The organism is Acetomicrobium sp. UBA5826, from assembly GCF_002433005.1.
Lineage (GTDB): Bacteria > Synergistota > Synergistia > Synergistales > Acetomicrobiaceae > Acetomicrobium.
The window spans coordinates 98,995-122,810 of sequence record NZ_DJHF01000017.1 but is presented as its reverse complement, the minus strand read 5'-3'; the positions used below and the strand labels follow the sequence as shown (position 1 = coordinate 122,810).

At 44.2% G+C, this 23,816-nt stretch carries 24 protein-coding genes and 1 tRNA gene; 24 read left to right on the top strand and 1 reads right to left on the bottom strand.

Features of this window, described 5'->3' with window-relative positions; genetic code table 11:
- Positions 1–22 precede the first annotated feature (22 nt).
- The 24 genes from B3N34_RS05015 to B3N34_RS04900 all read left to right on the top strand — a co-directional run bounded on the left by B3N34_RS05015 (position 23) and on the right by B3N34_RS04900 (position 22,195).
- Positions 23–907 (top strand): YicC/YloC family endoribonuclease, encoded by an 885-nt coding sequence (locus tag B3N34_RS05015; protein WP_286975468.1) that lies wholly within the window; start codon positions 23–25, stop codon positions 905–907.
- Positions 908–920: 13 nt separating this feature from the next.
- On the top strand, positions 921–1,178 hold the full coding sequence (locus tag B3N34_RS05010) for a DUF370 domain-containing protein (RefSeq protein WP_009201069.1): 258 nt from the start codon (positions 921–923) through the stop codon (positions 1,176–1,178).
- Positions 1,165–1,770, top strand: a complete 606-nt coding sequence (gene gmk / locus B3N34_RS05005; protein WP_286975467.1) for a guanylate kinase — start codon at positions 1,165–1,167, stop codon at positions 1,768–1,770. Before B3N34_RS05010 ends, gmk begins: the two co-directional genes overlap by 14 nt.
- Positions 1,767–1,988, top strand: coding sequence for a DNA-directed RNA polymerase subunit omega (gene rpoZ / locus B3N34_RS05000; RefSeq protein WP_009201067.1), 222 nt, complete (start codon positions 1,767–1,769; stop codon positions 1,986–1,988). Before gmk ends, rpoZ begins: the two co-directional genes overlap by 4 nt.
- 12 nt (positions 1,989–2,000) lie before the next feature.
- Entirely contained in the window at positions 2,001–3,215 is a 1,215-nt protein-coding gene (coaBC, locus tag B3N34_RS04995) for a bifunctional phosphopantothenoylcysteine decarboxylase/phosphopantothenate--cysteine ligase CoaBC (RefSeq protein WP_009201066.1), read from the top strand.
- 2 nt (positions 3,216–3,217) lie between these two features.
- Positions 3,218–5,017: a prephenate dehydrogenase gene (locus tag B3N34_RS04990; RefSeq protein WP_286975463.1), complete on the top strand. Its 1,800-nt coding sequence runs from the start codon at positions 3,218–3,220 to the stop codon at positions 5,015–5,017.
- Between the two features lie 24 nt (positions 5,018–5,041).
- Positions 5,042–6,373, top strand: coding sequence for a ribosome biogenesis GTPase Der (gene der, locus B3N34_RS04985; protein WP_286975460.1), 1,332 nt, complete (start codon positions 5,042–5,044; stop codon positions 6,371–6,373).
- A gap of 69 nt (positions 6,374–6,442) precedes the next feature.
- Entirely contained in the window at positions 6,443–6,721 is a 279-nt protein-coding gene (locus B3N34_RS04980; RefSeq protein ID WP_009201063.1) for an HU family DNA-binding protein, read from the top strand.
- A gap of 187 nt (positions 6,722–6,908) precedes the next feature.
- Positions 6,909–7,394, top strand: a complete 486-nt coding sequence (gene rimP, locus B3N34_RS04975; protein WP_286975456.1) for a ribosome maturation factor RimP — start codon at positions 6,909–6,911, stop codon at positions 7,392–7,394.
- 26 nt (positions 7,395–7,420) lie between these two features.
- A complete protein-coding gene (gene nusA, locus B3N34_RS04970; protein ID WP_213697907.1) occupies positions 7,421–8,539 on the top strand; it encodes a transcription termination factor NusA in 1,119 nt (372 codons plus the stop codon).
- Positions 8,524–8,817, top strand: a complete 294-nt coding sequence (gene rnpM / locus B3N34_RS04965; RefSeq protein ID WP_273702077.1) for an RNase P modulator RnpM — start codon at positions 8,524–8,526, stop codon at positions 8,815–8,817. The genes nusA and rnpM overlap by 16 nt, the downstream gene beginning before the upstream one ends.
- A gap of 60 nt (positions 8,818–8,877) precedes the next feature.
- Positions 8,878–10,845 (top strand): translation initiation factor IF-2, encoded by a 1,968-nt coding sequence (gene infB / locus B3N34_RS04960; RefSeq protein WP_009201059.1) that lies wholly within the window; start codon positions 8,878–8,880, stop codon positions 10,843–10,845.
- Positions 10,842–11,171, top strand: a complete 330-nt coding sequence (locus tag B3N34_RS04955; RefSeq protein WP_286975450.1) for a DUF503 domain-containing protein — start codon at positions 10,842–10,844, stop codon at positions 11,169–11,171. Before infB ends, B3N34_RS04955 begins: the two co-directional genes overlap by 4 nt.
- Positions 11,152–11,538, top strand: a complete 387-nt coding sequence (rbfA, locus tag B3N34_RS04950; RefSeq protein WP_009201057.1) for a 30S ribosome-binding factor RbfA — start codon at positions 11,152–11,154, stop codon at positions 11,536–11,538. Before B3N34_RS04955 ends, rbfA begins: the two co-directional genes overlap by 20 nt.
- Positions 11,528–12,520: a DHH family phosphoesterase gene (locus B3N34_RS04945; protein WP_286975447.1), complete on the top strand. Its 993-nt coding sequence runs from the start codon at positions 11,528–11,530 to the stop codon at positions 12,518–12,520. The genes rbfA and B3N34_RS04945 overlap by 11 nt, the downstream gene beginning before the upstream one ends.
- Positions 12,513–13,427: a tRNA pseudouridine(55) synthase TruB gene (truB, locus tag B3N34_RS04940; RefSeq protein WP_286975444.1), complete on the top strand. Its 915-nt coding sequence runs from the start codon at positions 12,513–12,515 to the stop codon at positions 13,425–13,427. Before B3N34_RS04945 ends, truB begins: the two co-directional genes overlap by 8 nt.
- Positions 13,428–13,457: 30 nt before the next feature.
- Positions 13,458–14,429 (top strand): riboflavin biosynthesis protein RibF, encoded by a 972-nt coding sequence (gene ribF, locus B3N34_RS04935; protein ID WP_286975441.1) that lies wholly within the window; start codon positions 13,458–13,460, stop codon positions 14,427–14,429.
- Positions 14,430–14,669: 240 nt separating this feature from the next.
- Positions 14,670–14,746: transfer RNA gene (locus B3N34_RS04930), tRNA-Arg, on the top strand.
- A 135-nt stretch (positions 14,747–14,881) separates the two neighbouring features.
- Positions 14,882–15,535, top strand: coding sequence for a protein-L-isoaspartate(D-aspartate) O-methyltransferase (locus B3N34_RS04925; RefSeq protein WP_009201053.1), 654 nt, complete (start codon positions 14,882–14,884; stop codon positions 15,533–15,535).
- A complete protein-coding gene (locus tag B3N34_RS04920; protein ID WP_286975438.1) occupies positions 15,532–16,005 on the top strand; it encodes a DUF1850 domain-containing protein in 474 nt (157 codons plus the stop codon). The genes B3N34_RS04925 and B3N34_RS04920 overlap by 4 nt, the downstream gene beginning before the upstream one ends.
- Before the next feature lie 51 nt (positions 16,006–16,056).
- The gene (locus B3N34_RS04915) at positions 16,057–17,988 is read left to right on the top strand and encodes a TRAP transporter permease (protein ID WP_286975436.1); all 1,932 of its coding nucleotides are present in this window, start codon (positions 16,057–16,059) and stop codon (positions 17,986–17,988) included.
- A 112-nt stretch (positions 17,989–18,100) separates the two neighbouring features.
- Complete coding sequence (gene ileS / locus B3N34_RS04910; protein WP_286975434.1) at positions 18,101–20,884, top strand: isoleucine--tRNA ligase; 2,784 nt, start codon at positions 18,101–18,103, stop codon at positions 20,882–20,884.
- A 28-nt stretch (positions 20,885–20,912) separates the two neighbouring features.
- Positions 20,913–21,281 (top strand): TraR/DksA family transcriptional regulator, encoded by a 369-nt coding sequence (locus B3N34_RS04905; RefSeq protein WP_286975432.1) that lies wholly within the window; start codon positions 20,913–20,915, stop codon positions 21,279–21,281.
- 14 nt (positions 21,282–21,295) lie between these two features.
- Entirely contained in the window at positions 21,296–22,195 is a 900-nt protein-coding gene (locus tag B3N34_RS04900; RefSeq protein WP_286975429.1) for an RluA family pseudouridine synthase, read from the top strand.
- Here the strand turns inward: B3N34_RS04900 and B3N34_RS04895 are convergent.
- On the bottom strand, positions 22,158–23,804 hold the full coding sequence (locus B3N34_RS04895) for an Rqc2 family fibronectin-binding protein (RefSeq protein ID WP_286975428.1): 1,647 nt from the start codon (positions 23,802–23,804) through the stop codon (positions 22,158–22,160). The genes B3N34_RS04900 and B3N34_RS04895 overlap by 38 nt on opposite strands.
- Positions 23,805–23,816: the final 12 nt, after the last annotated feature.

The following is a 23,816-nucleotide window of genomic DNA, read 5'->3' as shown; positions in this document are numbered from 1 at the left end:
ACATTGAATGGAGGGAGCCTCTTTGCTGATAAGCATGACAGGGGTGGGCGGTGCCTATGATACCTTCGATTGGGGTACATTGCGTATAGATGTTTGTAGCGTCAACTCCAGGTACAAAGATATAATTGTTCGTTGCCCAAAGGAGCTTTCCATGTTGGAGAACTCTTTAAGAGAGGAACTTAAAAATCGTTTTGTAAGGGGGAAGATTACCGTTACCCTATATTCAACCTTTGCCCCAGAACTAAAAATGGCAAGCATTAACGGCAAGGTTCTCCGGAATTATTTCGAGGAATTAATGTCAATCCACGGTAAGTTAAAGCTCTTGGAAGAAATACAGCTCGAACTCCTCCTCGATTTGCCCGGCGTCCTAGAACAACCCGAAGGAAGAATGTTGGATCTTTACGAACAAATAAATAAGGACGCGATAGCCTTGCTGGATAAAGCTTTGTCTGATTGGAACGAAATGAGAAAGAGCGAGGGTGAACACATATCCTCTTTTGTAAATGAATCTCTTGATAAATATGAAAAGCTGGTAAATGAGATAGCTGGTGAGTGGGACGTTGCATTCGAAGAGGAGCTTACGGAACTAAAGAGTAAAATAAATTTATTAGTTTCAAACATTGCTTTAGAGGACGACCCATCCCATTTTGAAGCCGTAGCACACTTAGCAGATAAGTGGGACATAAAAGAAGAAATCACGAGAAGCAAGTCTCACATTGAAAAGTTCCGCGAAACGCTTAAATCGAATGTTTCGGAGGGCAAAAAACTTAGCTTTTTGTTGCAGGAGATGTTGAGGGAGATCAATACAATAGCTTCTAAAGTGAAAAACGCCGGAATTCGCTGGCATGTCGTTGAAAGCAAGTGCTTGTTAGAGCAAATGAGAGAGCAAATCCAAAACGTTGAATGAGGGTCGATCTTACATGTATAAATTAGTTCACATAGGATTTGGAAACGTAGTCGTAGCTAACAGGATAATCGCAATAATTCATCCCGATTCCTCGCCCGTTAAAAGGCTCAAAGACGAGGCAAGGGAACGGGGACAGCTTATAGACGCCACTCAAGGCCGGAAAACAAGGGCAGTCATATTAACTGACAGCAATCATGTGATACTCTCGGCCATACAGCCCGAGACAATAGCTCATCGCTTCGAGGGAATTGCACAAAATGACGAACTATAGCAATATAAATCACAAAAGGGAAAAAGGGTATCTCTTCGTAATTTCCGGGCCCAGCGGGGCAGGAAAAGGTACCATACGAAGGGAACTTTTTAAAAGGCTCTCCGATTTGGTCTATTCCATATCGTGCACGACGCGTCAACCAAGGGAGGGGGAGCAAGACGGCGTAGATTATTATTTCGTCGAGGGCGAGGAATTTGAAAAGAGAAAAAGGTCGGGAGATTTTTTGGAGTGGGCCTTTGTCCACGGGAATTACTATGGAACTCCTAAAAAAGAGGTATTGAAGAACCTGGAAGAGGGAAAAGATGTCATCCTCGAGATAGATGTCCAGGGAGCTCTAAATGTGAAAAAGGTATTCCCCGAAGCAGTATTAATATTTATACTGCCCCCGTCAGAGGAGGTTTTAAGGGAAAGACTTATATCCCGTGGCACAGAGAACGAGGAATCTCTGCGCACCAGATTAAATAACGCAGCGTGGGAGATGAAGTTGGCAGGCGTATACGACCATGCGATAATAAACGATGATGTAAATCGTGCTGCAGAAGAGCTTGTCAGGTTAATAATGAACTACAGGAAAGGAGGCTGTAAGAAATGATATATGTCGATGTAAATCAGATCATGAGAAAATACAATATACCGAATAAATATGTTTTAACTATGCTGATTGCAAAAAGGGCCAGAGCTCTTAGCGAGGACGCTTCGAAGCGTCTCTTTGGCGGAGATGGAGATAAGCCAATAAATACGGCCATAGAAGAAATTAAAGAGGGTAAGGTCGCGTTTGTCGTAAAAACAAAAAATAACCAAATAATTTAAAAGGGGAAAATCATGCTCAAATGGAAGACCAACAGAAAGGTTCTCTTGGGTATTTCGGGGGGTATATCTGCATACAAGATCCCCGATGTTGTTAGTACGTTAAAGAAGTATAATAACGATATCGAGGTAATAATGACTCGATCTGCGTCTTCTTTTGTGACGCCCTTGTCCCTCTCCACATTGACGGGCAAAAAAACCTGGATGGAGGAGGACTTCTTAAGCGACCAACGTGGGTGGGAAATACCCCACATTTCTTTGGCCGATTGGGCGGAAGTCTTCGTCATTGCGCCGGCAACAGCTAATGTAATCAGGAGGGCTGCCTTCGGAGAAGCAGAAACCCTTTTAGGGGCTACCATGCTTGCAACGAGAGCACCGGTAGTAATTTTTCCTGCCATGAACATTCATATGTGGGAACATCCCGCAACTCAGCGTCATGTTAAGATGTCAGGTGAACTTGGCTACATCGTGATACCGCCTGAAGAAGGGTTCTTGGCTTGTGGATATGAGGGCAAAGGGAGGCTCCCAAAAAAAGAAGTCATACTCGAGATTTTGTGGAGGGTATTGTCCCCTAAGAGAGATTTAATTGGCAAAAAGATAATTGTGACCTCAGGGCCTACCAGGGAGTTCATGGACCCCGTCAGGTTTATCAGCAATCCAAGCTCCGGTAAGATGGGTTACGCTGTAGCAAGGACGGCATGGTATAGGGGTGCCGATGTCACGTTGATAAAAGGCCCTACATATATCGAGCCTCCTTTTGGTGTAAGAACAATAGACGTTACCACTGCCCAGGAGATGTACGATGCCGTATTAAAAGAGAGTGATGGCGCGGATATAGTAGTAAAGGCGGCAGCTGTAGGTGACTATAGATTTGCTCATACTTTAGATCAAAAGCTTAAACGAGAGGGCAGGGGCCGCCTCGAGGTAATCTTAGAAGAAAACCCCGATATTGCGGCGGAAGTGGGAAAAAGAAAGAGACAAGGGCAAATTCTGGTTGGATTTGCAGCCGAATCGACGGAAGTAGTAGAAAACGCCCTTTCAAAGCTCAACAAAAAAAATATGGACATGATAGTCGCCAATGATATCACGGCCAGGGGAAGCGGATTCGAATCGGATACCAATTCCGTAACGGTCATATGCAAGACAGGACGCACCTCGAGGCTAGAAGGTTCAAAGGAAGAGGTTGCATGGGGCCTATGGGATATCGTTGAGGCGGAGTTTTTATCATAGAAATGTATGCCGATGTCCTTGTGCCTGGAGTTTGGTGGCATCCATTAACTTACAGAATATCGGCACCCGCGAAAATTGGCAGCAGAGTTCTGGTCCCTATGGGTCCGCGAGACAGCAAGAGATTGGGATTTCTTTCAGCGATAAAAGAAAATATCGAAAATAAGATTGTTTACGAGGTAAAAGAGGTAATTGAGATATTGGACGATGTGCCTCTTTTGGGGCAAGAGCTGTGGAGCTTAAGCGAGTGGACATCCCGACAATATCTATGCAGCCAAGGTGAGATATTAAAATTAATGTGCCCTACTCCCATCATCGAGGGCAGTAAAGTGAACAATATTCCTCCCCTTGTTTTTAACCCGCCGAAAGACGGCGATAGCGAACATTGCGTTTACGAGGTATACGATAATGAAAGATATGGACGCTACAGGGAAATAATCGGCGAAGGCAAAAGCGGTCTCGTCTTCTTTCCTGAGGAATCGGTGGCCAGAACTTTTTGGAATGACCTTCCGGAAGACATTAAAAAGCAAGGCCTGTTATGGCCATCCAGCGGGGGCAAAAAAGCCTTTGAAGCGTGGCTGAAGGCTAGGCGGGGAGAAGTGTCTTTCTTGGTAGGGTCAGTGGGGTTGCTCTTCGCTCCATTATCCCCAATTAAGTTCGTTGTAGTGGAGGAAGAGGCCAGCTTTTCCTACAATTTAGCCCGATATCCTAATATATCCTTACGCCATGTAGCAGCCAAAAGAGCTCAAATGTGGAAGGCGAAGCTAATCTTGGGAGGCAGGCTGCCATCATCCCGATTGTATTTCCTAAAAAAGCCAAAATTAAGCAAAAACGTTAAAGAACAGATTCGTTTCGTTAATATAAAGACTGCGAATAAAATTATTCTTCCGGGGATTTCTCAAGGACTTCCCATTAGCTCGTCTCTTTTAAAATCATCCTTAGAAGTCGTAAACCGCGGAGAAGTTGCGATGTGGATTTTGGACCGCAAAGGCTATGCCGGAGAGATATCCTGCGAGGAGTGCGGCTGGACCTTTGTGTGTAGTCATTGCGGCAGTATTTGCAGGGTCAGCGAAAATATTGTGATATGTCCCTTTTGCGGAAAAACATATGAAATGCCTACGATATGTCCATCCTGCATGTCCAGGCTTTTGACTGGTAAACGCCCGGGTCTGGAGGCGCTTCATGGAATAGCTCAAGCTTTGGCTGGGGACGTAACATCGGTTTACATGTGGTACAAGGAGAAAAGCGGAAAAAAACGTAAAACTGCAATGTTGCAAGAAATAGGAAAAGGCGGTCTTGTTGTTGGCTCTAGGTTGGCTCTTTCTCTTTGCGATGATTGCAATGTAGGTTTAATAGGATGGATCGATGCCGATGCCGAAACGTGGCGGCCAAATTATAACGCTCGATTTATGGCATTCAGCATGATGTGGGAATCACGCTTCAGAGGTATTAATCCCAAAAGCAGAGAAATTATAATTCAATCCAGAAGGCCATATCATGGTTGGCAAAGGGGACTGAAAGATGGGTGGAACTTTTTTTGGGAGGATGAACTCAAAGAGAGGTACGAGCTTAATTTCCCCCCCTTCGCCCTGTTGATCGAAATATCTGCTCCGATAAAAGTAATCGAAGATATCTTTCTATTACTTGACAAATCCGGATTTGCCGTGTATAAGCCAATAGCTGATGAAGGGATAATATGGGTCAAAGCGAAAGATGCAAGAGTTCTTAGAGAGCTGTTGGAACCATACTTCCATATCTCGCGTTCTAAAATCGGATTCCCAAAGATAAGAATTTGGAGAGACTAATAAGGACAAAAGCGGTGAGTAAAAATGGACAGGAATGTCAATGTAGTTGCGATAATCGGAAGAGCTAACGTAGGCAAATCTACACTCTTCAACAGGCTCATACAGAAGCGTATGGCGATAGTTGACGATATTCCCGGTGTAACTAGGGACAGGCTCTACGCCCAAGTAGAATGGGCAGGGAAGAGTTTTTATCTTGTAGATACGGGAGGGTTTCCGAACGAAGATGAACCGCTTTTTGATATGGTGGGAAAGCAAATAGACCGAGCTATAGAAGAAGCCAGCGTTATCATCTTTGTTGTGGATGGTAGAGAGGGAATATTGCCCCTTGATTTCAGGATAGCCGAGATCCTTCGGCGAAGTAATCGCAGGGTGATTGTGGCCGTCAACAAGATAGACGAACCCATGCATGAACCTCTCCTGTACGAAGCTTTCACCTTGGGTTTTGAGGACGTGATTGGAGTAAGCGCAGAACACAACAGAAACATACCGGATTTGCTTGATAAAGTTGTTGTGTATATAGATAGCGAAGACTCTTTTCAAGAGGACGGCGAAACAATAAAAATATCAATAGTAGGAAGGCCTAACGTTGGAAAATCCAGTATCTTCAATTCTCTGATCGGGGAAGAGAGAGCTATTGTCAGTAATTTACCGGGAACTACAAGAGACCCTATTGATACGGAAATTACTTTTGAAGGGAAAAAATATCTGCTCATCGATACCGCAGGATTGCGAAAGAAAAGCAGGCTCAAAGACGATATAGAGTTCTATTCTCTCCTTAGGGCGGAACGTGCAATCGACAGATCCGATGTGGTTTTGCTCGTTTTGGATGTAACGGAACTAGTCACTGATCAGGATAAGCGCATAGCCGGCATCGCCCTGGAAAAGGGCAAAGGGATTGTTGTTGCGATCAATAAATGGGATCTGTTGCCAGAGGGGCAGCCAAAACTGGGGGATAACATCATAAAAGATGTTAAAGATCAGCTGTATTTTATAAATGACGCCCCTATAGTCACTATATCAGCTCTATCAAAAAGAAATCTTTTTAAAATTTTTAATGTCTGCGGAGAGGTTTACGCTCGTTGGCAGACCAGGATTTCCACTTCAAACTTAAATAATATAATTCGAGATATAATATCTTTCCAAAGGCTTCCCTCGGATGGAAAGGGGAGGTTTTTAAACATATTTTACGTGACACAAGTTGGAACGGCACCGCCGTCTTTTCTCTTTTTCGTAAACGATAAAAACCTGGTCGATAAACCATTTGAACGAAAAGTTATAAACGAACTTGTAAAGGTCGGCGATTTTAGAGGAGTCCCAATCAGGGTTTTTTGGAAAAACAGGCGAAAACTCGCTTGACCACAGCAATTAAAGCGTTGATAATTATTGTCGAGATGTATTTTTTATAAATCAAAGGGGGTGTAGGAAATGACAAAAAGCGACATCGTTAGTGAAGTGGCGAAAGCTACGGGAATGAGCAAGAAAGACGCAGCTGTCGCAGTCGATGCCTTTATCAAATCTGTAGTGGATGCCCTGTCTAAAGGGGAAGAGGTTCAAATCATGGGTTTTGGTACCTTCGAGGTGCGCAATAGAGCTGCAAGAAAGGGCCGCAACCCACAAAATCCGGAGGAGATCATAGAGATCCCCGAGAAAACAGTTCCCGCTTTTAGAGCAGGGAAGATGCTGAAAGACGCCGTCGCCAAGTAGTTATCCTTATTTGGCAGCCTTTTAAAGCCTGTGTGTTACGTGTAGTGCTTGAAAATAAATTCTGTCGATGATAAAATTCAATACACAACGGGCTTTGGGGCATATCTTTTGGAGAGTGGGCAAATCCCACTCTTCTTTTTTTAAAGCAAAAACGCCTCGTTAATTGACTTTTGGAGGAATAAGGGCAATGCAACGTAAAAATGACGAATTGATGTCAATAGAAAACGAAATAAGGGAAATAATAGAAGGATTGGGATATGACTTTGTGGGAATGGAATTGGTCCACGAACAGGGAAGAATGATTTTAAGGATTTATATCAATACACCTGGAGGAATAAACGTTAAAGATTGCGAAACTGTGTCGAGAAAAGTCGATAAATTTTTGGATTCCAGAGAAGAAATCTTCGGGGGGAGGTACTATCTGGAAGTAAGTTCTCCCGGACTGGACGCCCCTCTATTTTATATAAAAGACTTCAAAAATTACGTTGGCAAAACAGTGCGTATAAAAACTCATGATCCCGTTGGATCGCGCAGAAATTTTAAAGGAAAAATTATCGAAATATTAAGTAATAACGATATCAAATTAGGGCTGGATGACGGAACGGAAATATTAATTCCCTTTCAGAACATATCAAAGGCAAGATTAGTGCCAGAAATTGATGACGGCGAGTAATCGTATTAAAGAGGGAGATGGTTGAGATGGAGTTGGGACGAGATTTCATGAGAGCTTTAAAACAAATAGAAACTGAAAAGGGATTGCCTCTCGAAGTAATAATTTCTAGCATAGAGGCAGCCCTGGTTTCGGCATATAAAAAATATAAAGGGACCAATTCAAATGTCGAGGTAGAACTCGATTCGGATAACGGAATTATAAAGATCTATGAAGTAAAAGAGGTAGTAGATACGGTTAGAAATCCTGCCTTTGAAATTTCCGTAGAAGAAGCTAAATCTATGGGATTAGACGATGCGAAAGAAGGGGAGATGATCAAAGTAGAGGTATCCCCCAGGGATTTTGGCAGGATTGCGGCTCAGACGGCCAGGCAGGTTATAACTCAAAGGTTGAAAGATGCAGAAAGGCAGATCATTTACAACGACTTCTCGGGAAAAGTGGGAGAGATCGTCACCGGAGTGGTCTTCAGGGATGAAGGCGGCCAGGCTTTAGTGCGCATAGGAGATAAGATAGATGCCATGCTTCCGCGTGAGGAGCGAATTCCTACGGAGTCGTATCGGCCGGGAGACAGAAAGAAATTTTATGTATTGGATGTGCGCAAAACTTCCAAAGGTCCTCGCATAGTATTGTCAAGATCTCATCCGGGGCTTTTGAAGAGCCTTCTTGAATTGGAAGTCCCGGAGATAAAGGAAGGCGTAATAGATATCAAAAACATCGCAAGGGAAGCGGGGGTAAGAAGCAAAGTTGCCGTGACCACCTTGGACCCAAACGTCGATCCGGTAGGTGCCTGTATTGGCACTAAGGGAAATAGAATTAAAGCTATCAGCGACGAACTTGCGGGCGAGCGAATTGATGTTATTATTTGGAGTAACGACCCAATAGCATATATCAAAAACGCACTTTCGCCTGCAAAAGTAGTCAAAATAGAGCCGAGGCTCGATGAGGATAAGGCAGTCAACGTTTACGTAAGGCCCGATCAGTTATCCTTGGCCATCGGGAAGGGAGGGCAGAACGTTAGGCTGGCGGCCAAACTTACAGGATGGAAGATAGATATAAATGTAATGGAACCGGACCGACTTCCAACACTTCAAGATCTGTTCGAGGATATAATTAAGGGGGAATTGCCCAAAGAATGGGAAAAAGAGTAATGATGACGAAAAGACGTCCTAGGACCTGTGTGGCGTGCAAAACAGAAAAACCAAAGAAAGAACTCATTAGAGTCGTACGATCCCCCGAAGGGCACGTTTATGTCGATCCTACCGGCAAGGGCCAGGGAAGGGGAGCCTACGTCTGTAGCGATCAAAATTGCATTGAACAGGCAAAGAAAAAGGACATTCTGTCCAAAGCTTTGAGGACAAAAGTTCCGGCGGAAATCTATGAGGATTTGTCGCAAAAGCTTGGCGAATCAGGAAATGCCGGCCAATGATTTTCAAGGGGGGAATGGCATTTGGGAAAAAGAAAGATAAGGATATATGAATTGGCAAAGATGTTAAACATCGAAAATAAAAATCTGCTAGAAATTTTACAAGACTTAGGGGTGGAGGCAAAGAGCCATATGAGCTCCATAGATACAGATATTGCACAAATAGTTGAGGAAACGTTGCGGGAAGACAAGGAAGCAAAACATGGCGATTCAAAAGAAGCTACTGTAACTGCAAAGGAAGTTATAAGGATCGATGAAGGCTCTACAATTGAAAGGGTCGCAAAAATTTTGGGAAAGCCCGTTAATTTGGTGGTAAAAGAGCTTATAACGGCAGGTTTCATGGTTCCTGCTAGCGCGATAGTGAATGATGAAATAGCTAAGGCAATCGGCAAAGCATTTAATGTGGTTTTATCGATAGTTCCTGTCGAAGCAGAGGTGTCTGATGAAGAGAAAAAGGAAGTGGCAATACAATCTGAGAGAAAAAGACAACAGGAACCTCCCAAAAAATTATTACCACGGCCCCCTATAGTCACGGTTATGGGTCATGTGGATCACGGCAAGACGACACTTTTGGACTACATAAGAAAGACCAACGTCACCGCAAAAGAGGCAGGAGGTATAACACAACACATAGGAGCTTCTGTCGTTGAACACAACGGCAAAAAAATAGTTTTTTTGGATACCCCGGGACATGAAGCATTTACGTCTATGCGTGCCAGAGGGGCGCAAGTTACTGACATAGTAATACTCATAGTGGCTGCAGATGATGGAGTTATGCCACAGACCGTTGAAGCATTAAATCATGCTAAGGCAGCAAATGTGCCTATAGTAGTGGCTATAAACAAGATCGACAAACCAAACGCAAAGCCCGATAGGGTAAAACAGCAACTTGCAGATCTCGGCCTTATCCCTGAAGAGTGGGGCGGGGATACCATCATGGTTGAGATATCCGCAAAAACGGGGCTCAACGTTGACGAACTTCTTGAAATGATACTCCTCGTTGCAGAAATGAACGAACTGGTCGCTGACTACGAGGCAAATCCGGAGGGGGTTGTCATAGAAGCTCAATTAGACAAAGGCAAAGGTCCGGTGGCGACGGTGATCGTCCAACAAGGGACCCTAAGAAGAGGAGATATACTGCTTTTTGAGACCACGTGGGGACGGGTTCGGGCGATGATAGATCATCTCGGGCGCAACATAAAAGAGGTCACGCCAAGCTTACCTGCTGAACTTTTGGGCTTAAACGATGTTCCTCAAGCCGGTGAACGGTTTGTAAGGGTTGAAGACGAAAAGGAAGCGCGCGATGCCATCGATAAATACTTAGAAAAGAAAAGACAGCAGGAAATGCAAGCTGTAAAAAGAGCCTCATTAGAAGAGCTCTTTGAGCAGATGGAAAAAGGCGAAATGCCCACAGTAAGGATAATATTAAAATCTGATGTGCAGGGAACCTTGGAAGCTATAAAGTCCTCTTTGCTGCGTCTTTCCGTTGAAGAAGTAGGTATTGAGATCGTTCATGAGGGCGTTGGAAGGATTACAGAGTCCGATGTTATGCTCGCCGACGCATCGGATGCGATCATCATCGGGTTTAACGTAAGGCCTGACGGAAATGCAAGAAAATTAGCCGAACAAAAGGGCATCCAGATACGACTTTATCGTACCATATATGACGTGATCGACGACGTTAAAGCAGCAGTTGAAGGGATGCTTGCTCCAAAACTAAAGGAACACATCCTCGGAGAAGCGGAGGTCAGGGTAGTATTCAAGGTTCCCAAAGCAGGACAAGTCGCCGGTTGTTACGTAAAAGAAGGAACAATCAGACGAAATGCCAAAGCAAGAATTATAAGGGATGGCATTGTCATATGGGAAGGACCGCTATCCAGCCTCAAACGGTTTAAAGACGACGTAAGGGAAGTAAACGCCGGATACGAATGCGGAATAGCTCTCGCTGGATTTCAAGACATAAAGGAAGGCGACATCATAGAGGCCTTCGAGATTTTAGAGGAAAAAAGACATCTAAGTGATGTTTCATGAGAGATATCCCAAAATTATTCATTGCCGTTGTAATAATGACCGTAAAAATACCCTCTGCCGGCAGCCTGAAGGACAGACGTCAGGTCGTAAAATCTCTGATTGATCTTTTGAAAAAGAGGTTAAACGTATCGGTTGTCGATCTCGGTCCGGATAATATATGGGATTTGGCCTATATAGCTGTTGTTTCGGCATCGGCTTCCGTTAAGGAGGCCGAGTCTCTTCTCGATGCGGTGGAACGCCACGTCCTTTTGGCAGAAGCCAAAAACGGTTTCGAAATAATTAATTTCGATCGAGAGGTTGAATGTTATGGACAAATTGAGAATTGAACGGGTCAACAAGGAGATGTTGAGAGAGATATCCGAATTTTTAGTGAACAATGCCAAAGATCCAATGTTGAAAAAGGTGGTCATCACAGAAGTAAGATGTACAAACGATTTGAGCATTGCCAAAGTATACTTCACCTCGATCGATAAATCCGATCTAAAGGAGATCGGCGATTCATTGAATAGCCTGGCAGGAGCTTTGAGCGGAATTGTTTGTAGGCAAATGAGACTCAGATTTGCGCCAAAGCTGGTCTTTGTCGTGGACGATACCGAAGACAGAGCTCAAAGAATTGAGGAGCTGCTCGATAAAATAGCCCACAAACATTCAAAACCGAAGAGAGACGAAAAGTTGTCAGACGATGAGGGATAATGGGGATTCTTTAAAAGAAATCTTAAATGCCATATTGACTAAAAAAACATGGGCTATTTTTGTTCACGAGCGACCCGATGGTGATGCTATCGGTTCGGGCAGTGCTTTCTATTCCTGGGGCATGGCTCTTGGTAAAAGGTGCATTTGGGGAGGTACTCATCCTATGCCCAAAGCATATGGATATTTGCCCTTTGTCGAGGAATACCAAGTTATGAATTTTGTGCCCGATGTCGTAAGGGAGCCGGATACAGCAATAATAGTGCTAGATACCAGCAATCTCGAGAGGACTGTCCAGGGCATTCTTGATCTTTATGATTCTACTTTAATTGTAAACATCGACCACCACATGGATAATCAGAGGTTCGGTCGTCTCAATTATATAGATACATCTTCATCGGCCACAGCTGAAATCATTTGGGACCTGCTTAATGATAGCAAGCTTCCTATTCCAAAGGACGCCCGTATTGGAATCTACACCGGAATAATTACTGATACGGGTCATTTTACCTATTCAAATACTACGCCTAAATCCCACTTAATTGCTCAGGACGTCTTGAGCTCCGGGATAAATCCCGAACAAATATTTAGATATATATATGCCAGCAGAAGACTCGAAGGCCTTAAGCTTTGGGGTTTAGCTTTTATGCGAGCCTTTTCCACGCCCGATGGGAAGGCGGTTGTAAGCTGGCTAAAAAAGGAAGATTTTGAAAAGCTCAATGCTGATCCTTACGATTCAGAAGGTATAGTGAATCAACTTTTGTATGTCAAAGGAGCTATAATAAGCGCTCTGATGACAGAAGGAGAAGACGGCGAAGTAAGGGTTAGTTTCAGAGCTGTGACCAGCGTGTCCGTGAGAGAATTGGCACAGAAATGGGATGGCGGAGGTCATCCTCAGGCTGCAGCCTGTAAGATATACCTTCCCATAGAGAAAGCTTTGGATGTAGTGTCGAAATCGATCGAGGAATACGTCAAAAATGTGTAAATCGGGTTTTCTTTTGATAAATAAGCCTAAAGGTATAAGCAGTGCTGCATGTGTTGCCCTGCTAAAGGAAAAAGTCGGGCGAAAGACTAAAGTAGGGCATGCCGGAACTTTAGATGTACCCGCTTTCGGGTTGCTCATTTTACTCGTAGGTAAAATGACTCGTGCTTCATCTTACGTTATGGAGCTTCCTAAAAAGTATATAACTACAATAAAACTTGGAGAACAGACGGACACCGACGATGCAAGCGGAAGGGTCATAGGCACAGCCGAATGGCGGCATATCAAAGAAAGCGATATAGACTCAACTTTGCTGAGTTTTTTAGGGTACAGGTTACAGGTTCCTCCTAACGTATCTGCTGTATCCGTAAAAGGGAGTCGTGCCTACGAGCTTGTCCGCGCAAATAAAAAAGTCTTCTTACAGCCAAAGGCGGTATTCATACAGAGCATCAAAAGAATAAGCCCTATCACGGAAGAGGGTAAGTTCACCATGGAAGTTGTCTGTTCTAAGGGTACATATATTAGAAGCCTAGCTCGAGATTTAGGTTCTAAATTGGCCAGTTTGGCCCACGTTGCCTTCTTGGAACGCACTGAAATAGGGTCCTTTAAGTTGCAGGATGCCCTTAGTCTTGATTTTATTAAGCAACTTTCGAATGAAGCTGCAAAAGAAATGATAATCCCCCCTCAAGAAATGCTTAAAGACTTTTGTACCTGCGAAGCGAATGAAACCGAGGAAGACAGGCTATTGAATGGACAGGAGTTAACAAACATCCTGGGAATAAAATGGTGGGGCATAATTGAACCCTCAAAGGCCTTTGTGGTAAAAGGATGTAGAACAATATCGTTTTGTAAGATCAGGTGGCTCAATGGTGGCTGTGCAATTAAACCGGACACTAACATTGTTCTTTAATTTTTACCAGACGCGATCGGGGTGGTGTCTGTGATAGTTGTCTTGGGTTCATTTGATGGATTTCATAAGGGACATCAGGCTTTGTTTGAAGTTGCCAGAGATGCATCGGATAGGATGGATATGCCTTGGGGGGTAATGACATTTGTGCCACACCCCCAAATCGTATTGGGAAACGGCTGTTTTGTTCCCCTTTTTACAGATTCGGAGAGGGATTTTATAGCTTCTTTCCTCAATATTCCGGATTTTATAAAAATCCCCTTCAGCGACGTGAAAGATTTAAACCCAAAAGATTTCATCGAGGAGTTAGGATCTCGATATAAAGCAAGAGGAATAGTAGTGGGTGAAAACTTCAAATTCGGTAAACATCGCTCCGGTGATGTCGAATTCTTGAAAAGTTACTTAACAAAAAAAGGCTGGTTTTTCGCGGCTATACCGCCGTTTAAAATTGACGGTTCGGTTGTGAGCAGTTCCCTGGTAAGGCAGCTCGTGAAAAAAGGATATATGCAACAAACCGAAGCCATGTTGGGATATCCCTATTTCATCATAGCACCAGTTACGGAAGGCGATCACAGGGGGCGAATACTGGGATTTCCTACGGCTAATTTGCCTGCATCAGAGCTTAAACTGCTACCCCCTAAAGGGGTGTATGCGACGGCGGTCTTGGCTCATGGCAAATGGTGGAGTGGAGCTTTAAACATAGGATATAATCCCACTTTCGAAAGAGGAGATGAAATTCGGATAGAAGTGCATTTGGATCAATTCGAAGGAGATCTCTACGGTGAAATGATCGCTGTTCTGTTGTTGGCCCAAATAAGAGAAGAAAAAAAGTTTGAATCAGCGGAAGGGCTAGTTGCTCAAATGAAAGATGATGTCGAGAGGATAAGAGAAATTTGCCGTCCTTGGTTTTATAGGCGGGAGGGGCTGTTGTTTTCGCTAAAAGAATGCTGGAAAAGTTATGAGTATCGCTTGAAGGTTACGAATTATAATAGAATTTCTAGATAAAGGCTTAATTATGCTGTTGCAATATATTTGCAAATTATCAGCGTGTATATAAACTTGGTTTTGCTTGACCGTTATATTTAATGCGGTCGACATAGATACGTAATAAATACAAGAAATATCATTTCACAGATTGTGAGAAGTGTTCAGTTACCTCTTAACCATCTCGTAATTTTTGGAATTTCTCTAAAAGGTAGTTGAATCACAACCGTTGTTCATGATAATATTAACTCCGTCGTTGACGGGCCTGTAGCTCAGTAGGATAGAGCGACGGCCTCCTAAGCCGTAGGTCGCCGGTTCGAGTCCGGCCAGGCCCGCCATATAATGCAGTTCATCGAGTTAATGATGACATAAAAAATAATAGACAGGTCTTTCAATTCGATCTGTCTATTATTTTTTATGTGCTGTTCTATAGTATACTGGTAACAAACATTTCATATATAGGGTGAATTGAAATGGCATCCCCAGATTGGCATGAAGAAGCAAGAGTGATGGTGGAAACTCAAATAAAAAGTCGCAATATAAAAAACGAAGCATTGCTTGAAGCGATGTCGAAGTTGCCGCGACATCTTTTTGTGCCCGATAATTTGCGACGCGTTGCCTATGCGGACTGCGCTCTACCTATCGGCGAAGGCCAGACAGTATCGCAACCTTACATCGTGGCCAAGATGACAGAATTGCTGGACCCTCAGAAGGGCGACAAAGTCCTTGAAATTGGCACTGGATCGGGTTATCAGGCAGCGGTTTTGGCATTTTTAGGATGCGAGGTATACACAATAGAAAGGATCGCCGCTTTGTCGGAAAGGGCGAAAAAGGTCTTTGAGAAACTTGGAATTGCGGATAAGGTTCAGACAAAGATAGGCGATGGAAGGTTGGGCTGGGCAGAAGAATCTCCCTTCGACCGCGTCATTGTAACGGCAGCAGCGAGCAAAATAGAGGAGACATGGATAGATCAACTTGCAGAAGGCGGCAGGTTGGTAGTTCCCCTGGTCGTATCCTTCAGAACGGAACAATTGATTAAAATAACAAAACTCAAAGGCAGGCTTCATGAAGAACGACATGACTATTGCTCTTTTGTGCCGCTTTTGCCAGGAGTGAAAGAGATATGAGAAAAAAGCTCAGCTTGATATTGCTTTGTTTGCTTCTTTTGTTTGCTGAAATCTATTTATTGTTTGTTCCGCAGTATTGGTTATGTCTTTCCCATGCAAGCGGAAGGGACGGATTTTTGGTTCCCCTGGGGCAAGGGATGGTTTTAAGCTATATTCACAGCCTCGAGCGAACTCCCGTCGAAGATGTGTTCATATTACAGGGGGACCGCATATGGCTTTACGAAGAGAGGGTTAAATCCCACAATGCGGGGCTGCCGACATTTGACCAATATCCTGGTTCGATGATCAAGACGAAGAATTGGCTGATATTTCGTGGAGGTAGACGTCATTGGCCATATGTTCAATGCAGAGTGGGTAATGATTCGATAGGTGAGAATATATTGACCATAGGCAGAGAGCGATACGAACTCTACAATACTTATCGAGGAGAGTCGATTCGCCTATACGTGCTAATGAGACCCTTATTATAGTAAAATATATAGTAAAATAACGAAAATTCATTCTTAAAAGGGGGACGCTGAATGGTGGACAACAAGCCTCAGGATCAAGTAATCGATCTAAATGAAGTCATGCGTCAATACGATACTGAATCGCGTTATCGAACGCTAAAGGGGTGGCAGAACTATTTTATCTTAGTGATAGCTGTTGCAATGTCGCTCTTTCATCTTTACACAGCTGGTTTCGGTCTTCTCTTGGCCATGAAGCAGAGGGCGGTTCACCTGGCATTTGTGCTGTTTTTGACCTTTTTAATGTATCCTGCTACCAAAAAATCCCCAAGTGATAAAATTCCTTGGTATGATTTCATTCTGGCGACTGTCGCGGCATATTCTGTGCTTTATATGGTGATACATTTTAACGAGCTTATCATGCGCTCCGGGCTTCCAACGACCATGGACATATTCATTGGATTCTTGGGTATTGGTATGCTCCTTGAAGCCACCAGGAGAGTTTCAAACCCTGTGTTGCCGATCCTTGCTATTATTTCTATCATCTATTGCTATTTCGGCAGATATTTTCCTTCGCTTTTTGCCCACAGGGGGTTTAACATCGCTCGTATAATTAACCATATGTACTTGGGTACAGAGGGAGTTTTTGGAGTGCCTATTTCCGTTTCGGCAACTTTTGTCTTTATGTTCATCCTCTTTGGCTCCATTCTTCAGGAGACGGGAATGGGTAAATTCGTAATAGATTTGGCATTGGCCATAGCCGGCAAGTCTACGGGAGGTCCCGCAAAAGTGGCCGTATTAAGCTCGGGAATCATGGGGACCATATCAGGTTCGTCGGTAGCAAATGTCTGCACAACCGGCACTTTTACCATTCCCCTTATGAAGAGTATAGGATATAAACCGTATTTCGCAGCAGCCGTTGAAGCCGTCTCTTCCACCGGCGGGCAGATCATGCCCCCAATAATGGGCGCAGCAGCCTTCATCATGGCTGAGTTTTTGGGCGTTCCTTATATAAAAGTTGCCTTGGCAGCCGTAATTCCGGCACTTTTATATTACGCTGCCGTCATGATACAGGTACACCTCGAAGCTACAAGGCTTGGCCTGGTGGGATTGCCTAAGGAAAGATTGCCCGAACTCTGGAAATTACTGAGAGTAAAGGGGCATTTGCTCATCCCATTGTTTGCAATCATATATTTCCTCGTTGCCGGATATACTCCCATGAAGGCTGCTTACTATGGCGTACTTACCACAATAGCCGTGTCCTTCATATCTAAAGAAACGAGGCTTACGTTTCCCAAGTTAATTGACGGCTTAGCCAACGGAGCCAAGGGTTCTCTTGGAGTGGCTTGCGCCTGCGGCACGGTAGGGATCATAGTAGGAATGGCCACATTGACGGGTCTCGGACTTAGAATTGCGAGCCTGATAATTACGATTTCTCAAGGAAATTTGTTAATAACACTACTTCTTACAATGGTAACCTGTATATTGTTGGGAGCGGGTCTTCCTACGACGGCGAACTTCATCGTAACGAGCACAATTGCAGCACCTGCCCTTCTTCAACTCGGCGTCGCTCCCATAGCGGCATATATGTTCGTCCTTTACTTTGGTATTGCCGCGGATTTGAGTCCGCCGGTAGCTTTGGCGGCTTACGCCGGGGCGGGCATTGCAGGGTCTGAACCAATGAAAACAGGCGTTACTGCCGTCAAACTGGCTCTGGCAGGTTTTTTGGTTCCTTATATATATGTAATGAACCCGATGCTTGTATTGGTGGACGTAACACCTATACCTTTTGTCCTAGCCATAGCAACGGCCATGATGGGCGTATTTCTCCTTGGAATGTCGACCATAGGCTACTATAAAGCCCAAATACCTTTTTGGCTCAGGATTATAATTTTCTGTGGGGCCATAGGTCTTTTGAAGCCTGGATTATACTCCGATACCTTTGGTCTGGCGGTCATGATATTTACCATCTTCTTCCAAAAAAGGAGAGCATTAAAGAAAAGTTAAAAAATAAATAAGGGTACTATATTCATGTCATTATGTGTATAATGCACTTTATAAGGTGCCGCTTATGTCTTTGCGGCACCTTCTTAAACAACGATTCTAGGAGGTTTTGTAAATGCCGGACGACTATAAAGACACGTTGAATTTGCCTAAAACTTCATTTCCGATGAAAGCTAACCTTGCAAAAAGAGAATTGAATATGTTGAAGTTCTGGGAGGACATCGATATCTACGAAAAATTAATGGAAAAAAGAAGGGGTGCCGAACCCTTTGTCCTACATGACGGTCCCCCTTATGCAAACGGCAATATACACATCGGGACTGCTTTTAACAAAATATTAAAGGATATGATACCTAAGTATAAATGGATGAGGGGTTATTTTGCGCCCTATGTGCCCGGCTGGGATACTCACGGCCTTCCTATAGAGCTTAGAACCCTGAAGGATGAGGGCCTCGATAAAGATTCCCTGGATCCCATCGAATTAAGAAAAAAATGCATGCAATACGCGGAACGCTACATAGATGTTCAACGCGATGAGTTTAAGCGTTTGGGAGTAATCGGAGATTGGGAAGACCCTTATATCACCTTCAAGCCGGAATATGAAGCTATTGAACTTGAGGCTTTCGCAGAAATGGTAGACCATGGGTACGTATATCGGGGCCAGAAGCCCATTTACTGGTGCACGGATTGCCAAACTGCACTTGCAGCCGCAGAAATAGAATACGAAGATATATATTCGCCATCTATATACGTCGCCTATTCATTGAATGCGAGCGACTTTTCTTTTTTGAAGGGAAAAGAAGCCTATGCCATCATATGGACTACTACGCCATGGACTCTTCCCGCAAGTCTAGCAATAGCTGTCCATCCTGATTTCGATTATGTCTTTGCGAGTTCCGGGGACAAGATCTTCTTATTGGCAAAGGGGCTGATTGAGAAGGTCCAGCAGCAGACAGGTATTCATTTCGACAGCATACTTCACGAGATAAAGGGAAAAGAATTAGAAGGTCGGAAGGCCGTTCATCCCTTCTACGATGACAGAGAGATATTGTTCGTCCTCGGAGAATATGTCTCCTTGGACGAAGGAAGCGGTTGCGTCCATACTGCACCGGGACATGGCGTCGAGGACTTTGAAACCGGAGTAAGGTATGGACTCGAAATATACAATCCCGTCGACGACAGAGGCTATTTTACCCCGGAGACGCCGTTAGTTGGCGGTTTAAGCCTGGATGACGGATCTAAAAAATTGATGGGCCTTTTGAGGGAAAGAGGAAGGCTTTTGGGAGAGGGCAAGATAATGCACTCCTATCCTCATTGTTGGCGGTGCAAAAAGCCGGTTATTTTCAGGGCGACGAATCAATGGTTTATTGCCGTGTCAAAATTCAGGGATGATTCGTTAAAGGCGATATCGTCGGTTCAATGGATACCCTCCTGGGGACAGGACAGAATTGCCAACATGGTAAGAGACAGGTCGGATTGGTGCATCAGCAGGCAGAGGATTTGGGGTGTTCCCATACCTGCATTTTATTGCAATGACTGCGGAGAGCTAATTCTCACAAGCGATCGCATTAGAAGGGTAAGCGAGAAGGTAAGCCAAGGAGGTAGCGATTGCTGGTGGCGGCTGGAACCGGCGGAGTTATTGGATGATCTTGCTTTTTGTCCAAAATGCAAATCGAAGTCCCTCCGAAAAGAGACTGATATATTCGACGTTTGGTTCGATTCGGGGACTAGCCACATGGCGGTTCTGACGACACGACCCGAGCTGAAGTGGCCTGCCACAATGTATCTGGAGGGGAGTGACCAGCATAGAGGATGGTTTCAAACTTCTCTGCTTACGTCCGTTGCCACAAGAGGAAGAGCTCCCTTTGAGATGGTGTTAACCCATGGATTCATCGTGGACGGTGAGGGCCGCAAGATGTCAAAGTCTCTCGGTAATGTGGTACAACCCCAGGAGGTCATAGGCAAATACGGGGCAGATATATTGCGCCTATGGGTTGCTTCTACCGATTATAGAAACGATATAAGGATATCGGAGACCATATTGCGCAATTTGGTCGAATCCTATAGAAGGATAAGAAACACTTTGCGATATATCCTTGGCAACCTTAGCGATTTCGATCCCCATAAAGACAGCGTTCCCTTTGAGGAAATGGAGGAGATGGACCTTTGGATACTGTCTAAACTTCAGGGCGTGATAAGCAAGGTCACCAAAGGATTTGAGAACTTTGAATTTCATGTTCCCACCTTCACGATTCATCAGCTGTGCGTCAACGAGCTTTCGGCATTTTATCTGGACGTGAATAAGGATCGACTTTACGTGGAGGCTTCTGACTCGAAATTGCGGAGAAGCTGTCAGACTGCCTTATGGAATATAATAAAGGAGTTAACATTAATGCTTTCGCCCATACTGAGCTTCACTTCCGAAGAGGTATGGCAGTACTTACGTCAAATAGATAACTCGCTTTCCGAAAGCGTATTTCTGGAGGATTGGCCTGTCCTGGATTCGAATCTTTATCACGAATCGCTGGAGGAGAAATGGGACAGGATCCTATGGCTTCGGGGAGCGGTAAGCAGAGGCCTCGAAATTGCCCGCAACCAAGATCTGATTGGGCAATCTCTGGAAGCCTGTGTAAACATAAAACTTGATGACGAAACGAGAAAGTTAAAGGACCTCTTATCTTCCTACTGGTGGAAGGAAGTTTTTATAGTATCTGACGTTCAGTGGGTTGAAGATTTGCCGGAAGCGCCGGTAATGCACGATGACGATGAGACGGGTGTCGAAGTAGCCATTGCCAGGGCCAAGGGAGAGAAGTGTCCGAGATGCTGGATGTATGCGCCTGAAGTGTCGGAAATCGGCCTTTGCAACAGGTGTAATCAGGTGTTGCAACAATCTCGGTAAACTGAATGGGGGCAGGCGTTGGTATAAAATGGACAATTACTGCGAGGACATGAAAAAGAAATTAATTCAGAAGAAGGAAGAGCTTAGTAAAGTGGTGGAATCGCTGCTGCTTGAGGCGACCGACATCAATATGGGTGAATTATCGACGCTGGATACAAATCACCTTGTTGATACTGCAATGGATATGCTCGACCGTGAGCAAATAACCGGGAAATTGGAGAGTATAAAGGCAATGATTGCCGATATAGACCATGCCCTTGCCAAGCTCGAAAAAAAGAGCGATAAGTTTGGATTATGCGAACGATGCGGTAATGTAATAGAAAATGAACGGCTACAGGCCATGCCGTGGTCTCGCTATTGCATAACCTGTAAAACCAATATGGATAAACGGAGATGACGATATCCTAGAATATGGCTGAGAATGTTGAAGTCGTCGTTTCGGATGAATTTATAGGTGAAAGACTCGACGTTGCCTTGTCCAAAATAACAACCAGATCTCGAAGCCAAATTCAAAGAGCTCTGCGGGAAGCGGGTTTTAAGCCATCGATGAAAGTAAGAGAGGCCATGAACCTCGAGCTGAGCTTCCATGATGAAGAGAAGGAGGCAATGCTCGAGCCTGAACCTGTAAATTTTGAAGTGCTCTACGAGGATGCCGATATTATAGTTATAGATAAGCCTGCTCCCCTTGTCGTTCATCCTGCTGCTGGTCACTGGTACGGCACCTTAGTACATGGGCTTGTATATCGATACCCTGAGCTTGCAGATTCGGATATGAGAAGACCGGGTATAGTCCATCGCCTGGATGCCGGAACATCGGGACTAATGGTAATAGCCAGAAACCTTTTCTCGAAACAGAAACTTACAGATGCCTTTAAAGCGCGCTCTGTGAAAAAAGAATACCTAGCCTTAGTATATGGACATCCCAATAAAGGAAAGGGAACTATTGCAAGCTCCATAGGCAGACATCCGAAGAATCGGCTAAAGATGGCTGTCGTATCTGGAGGCAGGGAGGCCATCACAGAATATGAGGTTCTTTGGAGTAACGATAAATTTTCTTTCTTACGCTGCGCCATCCACACCGGCAGGACCCATCAGATAAGGGTTCATTTAAAGGATATGGGATGTCCCATCGTTGGAGACAGGCTTTACGGATGCAATTTGAAAGCAGAATGGGTTCCCAAGGACCGTTTCTTTCTTCATGCATGGAAGCTTGCTTTTCCGCATCCTAGGGATGGCAGGATAATGACTTTTAGGTCCTTCTTGCCTTCGGAACTTAAGAAAGCTCTTTTAGGAGCTCGAGCCACAAATTAGGCGAAACTCGAATCGAAGAAAAGTTGGTATAGGTGACATGTCCAGGGCCTGATTTTGGCAATGCCTTCACATACTTTCGTAGAGTGTAGTCAACAATATGATATGATGTATTTTTTGCCTTGCTGTAATAGGCTGCCAACGAAGCGGCGAATTCGACTAATCTGTCATTTGCCCCATTTCCAGATAATTTTAAAATTACATGTGATCCTGAAACTTCCTTGGCATGAAACCAAATGTCCTCCGACGAAGCTACTTCAAATGTAACATATCTGTTTGCCTTTGCGTTTAATCCGACATACACGATGTATCCGCCCTTGAGGTCGAACCTCTTATGAGGGGGGGTGTATCTTTTCTTTCTTTTTGAGTCCTCAGTGCCGATGCCATTAAACGTAAAATCATCCAATATCTTTTTTATATCGCTAATGTCGGTTAAAATTGAGACAAAATCACGATATTCGTCGAGTTCCCTTAAGGAAGCCTGTAAGGTCTCCATTTCCCTTTGAAGCCTTTCTTGATCTCTATGATATTTTTTGGCAAGGTTAAAGTATCTTTTTGCGTTTTCGATAGGTGATAGCTTCGGATCAAGTTCTATTTCAACCGTTCCGAAGCATTCGTCCCAACTCCTTAATTTAACCGAAGAAGACCCCTTGCGGACCTCATGAGCATAGGATAACAGCAGGGTGCCGTAGTGATTCCATTTTTCTGCTTTCTCGACCATGGAAATGAGGTTCGATAACCCCCTAATTTTATCCGATAATCTCCGCCTATCGGAATCAAGGATTTTGTGTATTTGTTGGAGCATAACCTCTCTCTCTCGATCGAAAAACTGAAAAAGGATCTTCCTGGAAAAAAGGAGGGGGGTTTCGTCGCACTTCAAGGCTTTGTCCAATATAATCGGAAAAACGGTCAAATAGCCGTCTATATTCTGGCAAATTAATTCCCTTAAGGGGAGAAAGTAAAGCTTCTGCAAATAGGGTTCAAAATCGATGCACTTATTTTCCCATTCCTTCGACAAAATTCCGGCCAAAGTGGCTCCAATGCCTCGGTACCTCTTTAAGTTCGTCATATCCTCTTTGCTGAAGTTTTCAACATCAGGACCGCTGAAAGGTGGAGGAGATACATAAGGCAGCCCGGGAAGTATGGATCTATACCTGTTTATTTCGGGGTGAACGTGTTTTGCGGTCTCTATGACTTTTTCTTTGTCATCTAAAATAATCAAGTTAGCCTGTCTTCCCGTTGCTTCAAATACGATAAAGCGGGAAACGTCAACTCCGGCTCCCAGTGGTCTTGAAAATTCCAACACTAATACACGATCTCTGTTCAATTGAAAGGCACGAACCAACGACCCACCGACAATATGGCTTTTGACGACTCCAAAAATGGGGTGAGTTTTGTCTTTGAGGTCCTTTAAAATTTCCAATTCATATCTATCGATCAATGCTATCCCGCAACAGCGACTATCCCAACTCAACCAAAGCCAGTCGCCGTTATGCCCAAGCTGTAATGCCAACCATTCAGGTCCGGCTTCACAACGGTAAAGTTTCTTGTTTGCGAATCGCCCGTTTATATCCAAAACCCAACCATGGGTCATCTCCGGTCCGTAGTGCACTTGAGATTTCTC

Excerpts from the sequence above, each read along its gene's own strand:
- B3N34_RS04980 (WP_009201063.1), top strand. The coding sequence starts at position 6,443 with ATGACAAAAAGCGACATCGTTAGTGAAGTGGCGAAAGCTACGGGAATG.
- B3N34_RS04990 (WP_286975463.1), top strand. The coding sequence starts at position 3,218 with ATGTATGCCGATGTCCTTGTGCCTGGAGTTTGGTGGCATCCATTAACT.
- B3N34_RS05010 (WP_009201069.1), top strand. The coding sequence starts at position 921 with ATGTATAAATTAGTTCACATAGGATTTGGAAACGTAGTCGTAGCTAAC.
- coaBC (WP_009201066.1), top strand. The coding sequence starts at position 2,001 with ATGCTCAAATGGAAGACCAACAGAAAGGTTCTCTTGGGTATTTCGGGG.
- truB (WP_286975444.1), top strand. The coding sequence starts at position 12,513 with ATGTGTAAATCGGGTTTTCTTTTGATAAATAAGCCTAAAGGTATAAGC.
- der (WP_286975460.1), top strand. The coding sequence starts at position 5,042 with ATGGACAGGAATGTCAATGTAGTTGCGATAATCGGAAGAGCTAACGTA.
- B3N34_RS04925 (WP_009201053.1), top strand. The coding sequence starts at position 14,882 with ATGGCATCCCCAGATTGGCATGAAGAAGCAAGAGTGATGGTGGAAACT.
- B3N34_RS04915 (WP_286975436.1), top strand. The coding sequence starts at position 16,057 with ATGGTGGACAACAAGCCTCAGGATCAAGTAATCGATCTAAATGAAGTC.
- B3N34_RS04945 (WP_286975447.1), top strand. The coding sequence starts at position 11,528 with ATGAGGGATAATGGGGATTCTTTAAAAGAAATCTTAAATGCCATATTG.
- B3N34_RS04900 (WP_286975429.1), top strand. The coding sequence starts at position 21,296 with ATGGCTGAGAATGTTGAAGTCGTCGTTTCGGATGAATTTATAGGTGAA.
- gmk (WP_286975467.1), top strand. The coding sequence starts at position 1,165 with ATGACGAACTATAGCAATATAAATCACAAAAGGGAAAAAGGGTATCTC.
- ileS (WP_286975434.1), top strand. The coding sequence starts at position 18,101 with ATGCCGGACGACTATAAAGACACGTTGAATTTGCCTAAAACTTCATTT.
- rbfA (WP_009201057.1), top strand. The coding sequence starts at position 11,152 with ATGGACAAATTGAGAATTGAACGGGTCAACAAGGAGATGTTGAGAGAG.
- nusA (WP_213697907.1), top strand. The coding sequence starts at position 7,421 with ATGGAGTTGGGACGAGATTTCATGAGAGCTTTAAAACAAATAGAAACT.
- infB (WP_009201059.1), top strand. The coding sequence starts at position 8,878 with ATGTTAAACATCGAAAATAAAAATCTGCTAGAAATTTTACAAGACTTA.
- rpoZ (WP_009201067.1), top strand. The coding sequence starts at position 1,767 with ATGATATATGTCGATGTAAATCAGATCATGAGAAAATACAATATACCG.
- B3N34_RS04905 (WP_286975432.1), top strand. The coding sequence starts at position 20,913 with ATGGACAATTACTGCGAGGACATGAAAAAGAAATTAATTCAGAAGAAG.
- rimP (WP_286975456.1), top strand. The coding sequence starts at position 6,909 with ATGCAACGTAAAAATGACGAATTGATGTCAATAGAAAACGAAATAAGG.
- B3N34_RS04920 (WP_286975438.1), top strand. The coding sequence starts at position 15,532 with ATGAGAAAAAAGCTCAGCTTGATATTGCTTTGTTTGCTTCTTTTGTTT.
- B3N34_RS04955 (WP_286975450.1), top strand. The coding sequence starts at position 10,842 with ATGAGAGATATCCCAAAATTATTCATTGCCGTTGTAATAATGACCGTA.
- rnpM (WP_273702077.1), top strand. The coding sequence starts at position 8,524 with ATGGGAAAAAGAGTAATGATGACGAAAAGACGTCCTAGGACCTGTGTG.